The sequence below is a fragment of the Hydrogenovibrio sp. genome (assembly GCF_049975065.1).
GTDB lineage: Bacteria > Pseudomonadota > Gammaproteobacteria > Thiomicrospirales > Thiomicrospiraceae > Hydrogenovibrio.
Genome location: NZ_JBNGDN010000126.1, coordinates 1 through 4026, shown reverse-complemented (window position 1 = coordinate 4026; position 4026 = coordinate 1). Strand labels below are relative to the sequence as shown.

The 4026-nt window shown below is 53.1% G+C and carries 2 protein-coding genes; both read right to left on the bottom strand.

The window, feature by feature from the left end; translation table 11 throughout:
- Nucleotides 1-64: 64 nt before the first annotated feature.
- Nucleotides 65-2008: an alkaline phosphatase D family protein gene (locus ACP5D0_RS10220; RefSeq protein WP_472365691.1), complete on the bottom strand. Its 1944-nt coding sequence runs from the start codon at nt 2006-2008 to the stop codon at nt 65-67.
- A 114-nt stretch (nt 2009-2122) separates the two neighbouring features.
- The gene (glmS, locus tag ACP5D0_RS10215; protein ID WP_472365692.1) at nt 2123-4021 is read right to left on the bottom strand and encodes a glutamine--fructose-6-phosphate transaminase (isomerizing); all 1899 of its coding nucleotides are present in this window, start codon (nt 4019-4021) and stop codon (nt 2123-2125) included.
- Nucleotides 4022-4026: the final 5 nt, after the last annotated feature.

The window sequence follows — 4026 nt, the reverse complement described above, 5'->3', positions numbered from 1 at the left end:
TGATTCAAAATCTTATTTGACCAGGCCTGGCGATTTTGCTTATCACCGCATAATCTCAACGGGATTAGTCGCTGAGGGTTAAAGCAAGCGTTTCCGCTTCGACACGCGCTTGTTTGATTCGTGTGAAGACTGGGGTAACCGCGTCTTTTTCGGCCTCACGCGGCATGGCATACCAGTCGGCTATAGCGTCTTGAGGCGTAAACGTCACGATTAAATAACCACGCTGAGCGCTGTTAAAAAACTGCAAATCGTCTACCAAAGCCACAATGCCCGCTTCGGTCGCGGCTTCTTGTCCATCGGCTATGCTGAGATATTTTTCCATGCCGGGCGAAGACACGGAGCTGGTCGCAAACTCCACCCCGGCCAGCTCACTGTTTTGATCGGTTAAACGGCTGCACCAGGCATTATGAGTGTCACCGGCCAACACCACCAAATTGCTTTGATAAGCTTTGGCGGTTTGTAAGAGTGTTTCGCGCTCCACAGCATAGCCATCCCAAGCGTCCAGATTGTAGGGTATGGACGGGTTCAGGGTTGGATTGAGCAAGTCCCCGTGGGTTTGCAAAACCGTTTGAACTTCGGCGGGCAAACCAGCAAGGATTTGCGCATATAGGTCTGCATCCATCGCTTTGACCGCCTCGGTCAAGGCAATGGCTTGATCGGCGGCGGACAACTCGGCAAACCCATCAATCTGTGCCGCATAGGCGTTCAGCGTACCCTTTTCGGTCAAGGTTGCGACCACCGCTTGCGCCAATTGTTGATAAGCGCCGACGGCCATTTGGTAATTAATGAGATTTTGTGGGTCGGGTGCGCCGGTTTCCGGGTCGGGCATGATAATGGAAGCCGGTAGATTCATTTTTGCCATTAAGACCTGTTGCCCCAGCACCTGCCAAGTGGTACCGTCTGCTTTGGAAGCCGCCAAGTTTTGCAACACCCAGTCTTTTTGTGCCGCACCCAACAGCGTTCTGTACGGATTCAGCAGATCTTGTTGAAACCCTACGGCATCAAAAGCGCCTTCAGCGGTCATGTAATCATCGTAATCCATCTGTTCATTGCGCCCGATAACGCGCGTATCCAACATCATCAAGGACACCAATGAGCCAAAATCAAACTGTCGATAGGTTTTGATTTTTTCCGCGTCCACCTGCGGTGCCCGCACCGGCAACCATTCATACCAGGCCTGAATGGCAGCGGTTCTCCGAGCGTAAAAGTCACCTTCCGTTTCGTCGCTATGGTTTTCGGCACCGTCTTCATAGGTGTCATTCGCGATCTCGTGATCGTCCCAAACACAAATAAATGGCACTTTTGCGTGCAACATCTGCAGATCGGCATCGGAGCGGTACTGAGCGTAACGCTGACGGTAATCGTTCAACTCAACGCACTCATGGGTCGGCTGATGCATCCGCCCAATGGCCTCACCGGAACCGGCTTCTGGGTAACCGTCGATATCGTATTCGTAAATGTAATCCCCCAGATGCACAACGGCATCCAACTGTTCAGCATGATCGACCGCATCGGCATACACATGAAAATAGCCCGCTGGGAAATTGGCACAGGAAAAGACGGCCAGTTTGACGTGATCCGCCTGATTCGGCAAGGTGCGTGTCTGACCAATGTCCGAAACCGCGTCGTTATGCTTAAAACGATAGAAATAACGCTGTCCGGCGGCCAAACCAGTGACGTCTACTTTCAAGGTGTAATCGGTTGCGGCATCCACTTGCGCGGTGTCGGAATTGACCAAGCGGGTAAAGTCGGCATCTTCGGCCACTTCCCAGCCGACGGTAACCGCATCATCGGACGCTGGCGTGACGCGCGTCCATAAAATCACTCGATCCGTTTGCGGGTCGCCACTGGCCACGCCGTGATTAAAGCGCACGGCCTTGCTCGGCTCAGCCTCTCGATTATCGGAGTCGCTGCTGGAAGAGTTGCATCCGTTCAGCCCGGATGACACCACGATGGAGGCCGACGAAGCGGCGAAAAACTTTAATAAATCACGTCGAGTCAAATTCATAAGAACACCTTGCACCTTAAACTGGAAAGCCAAAAACAAGCCAAAAGCTAACGGCAAGCTTAAAGACGCAAGGTGACAGAGTGATGAAGTTTACGTGACGATTAAATGACTTCCCTATTCAACCGTCACGCTTTTGGCGAGGTTACGAGGTTGATCCACATCCGTGCCTTTAATAAGCGCCACATGATAACTCAGAAGCTGAAGCGGAATATTAAAGGTAATCGGCGCGGTGATGCGTCCGACATTACTGGTGGCTTTGACCACGGTCATATTGCCTTGAGAATCGACATCGGCTTTTTCATCTTCGAACACCACCATCTGGCCGCCTCGGGCTTTGACTTCCTGGAGATTGGATTTGAGTTTTTCCAGTAGGTCGTCGTGCGGCGCAATGGCGATCACAGGGATGTGTTCATCAATCAAGGCCAGCGGACCGTGCTTGAGTTCGCCAGCCGGATAAGCTTCGGCGTGTATATAGCTGATTTCTTTGAGTTTAAGTGCGCCTTCCATGGCAATGGGGTACATGGTGCCGCGCCCGAGAAAAAGCGCACTGTCTTTGTCGGCAAATTTATGTGCGATGGTTTTGATGTCGTCTTCGTGCGTCAGTGCTTTTTGCAGCAGGCCTGGCAGTTTTTGCAGGCCGTGCACGATTTTGCTTTCTTGGTGTTCGGTGAGGCGCGATTGGGTTTTGCCCAGCGCCGTTACTAATAGCGCCAGCGCGACCAGCTGGGTGGTAAAGGCTTTGGTCGAGGCGACACCGATTTCCGGCCCGGCATGGGTGAGAAACGTCAGGTCGGATTCGCGTGTCAGACTGGATTCCGGGACATTACAAATGGTGAGGGTTGGGATGTTTATGGCTTTTCTTTTAGTTGAAGACCCTTCGGCTTCGCTCAGGCTGGCACCTTTTCGTTTGGCTTTGATTTTTTGTAACGCCGCCAGGGTGTCGGCGGTTTCACCGGATTGGCTGATGGTGACAAACAGGGTGTTGTCGAGCAACACCGGATTGCGGTAGCGGTATTCGCTGGCGACTTCCACCTGGCACGGCAGGCCGATAATATCTTCCAGCCAGTATTTGGCGACCAGCCCGGCATGGTAGCTGGTGCCACAGGCAATGATTTGCGCTTGCTGGACTGTCTGAAAAATCGCTTCGGCTTCATGGCCGAAAGCCGATACCAGCACGTGTTCCTGAGTGATGCGCCCTTCCAACGTATCGGTGACGGCTTGCGGCTGTTCGAAAATTTCCTTGTGCATATAGTGGCGATGCTCGCCCAGCTCGACCGAGTGCAGGCTGACGGTGGATTGCTTGATTTCACGCTCTACCGGCTGGCCTTTGGCATCGACAATGTGCAAACGGTCACGGCGAATCTCGGCGACATCGCCTTCTTCCAGAAAGATAAAACTTTGAGTAACGGGCAAGAGCGCGGACACGTCGGAGGCAATAAAGTATTCGCCAATGCCGACCCCAATCACCAAAGGGCTGCCTTTGCGTGCGGCCACCAAGGTATCGGGATGCGCCACCGATAGAACGCCCAACGCGTAAGCCCCATCAAAATGAGTGATGGCTTTTTGCACGGCTTCCAGCAGCGTTTGCGAAGACTTGAGTTGTTCATGCACACAGTGCGCCACCACTTCGGTGTCGGTTTCCGAGGTGAAACGGTAACCGGCTTGAAGCTGGTGGGCTTTAAGCGACTGGTAGTTCTCAATAATGCCGTTATGCACTACGGCGACCTGATTGTTACAGATGTGCGGATGGGCATTATTCTCCGCCGGAACCCCGTGCGTTGCCCAGCGGGTATGCGCAATACCGATTTGGCCGCTGACGGGCGGTTCGGCTTCGGATACTTTGGTTTCCAGCGCCTTGATTTTGCCCAGCGCCCGAACCCGTTGAATGGTATTTTCACTGTCCAACACCGCGACGCCCGAGGAATCATAGCCCCGATATTCCAAACGTTTCAGCCCTTCCAATAAAATCGGAACCAAATTCCGTTCCGCAATGCCGCCGACAATTCCGCACATAAATT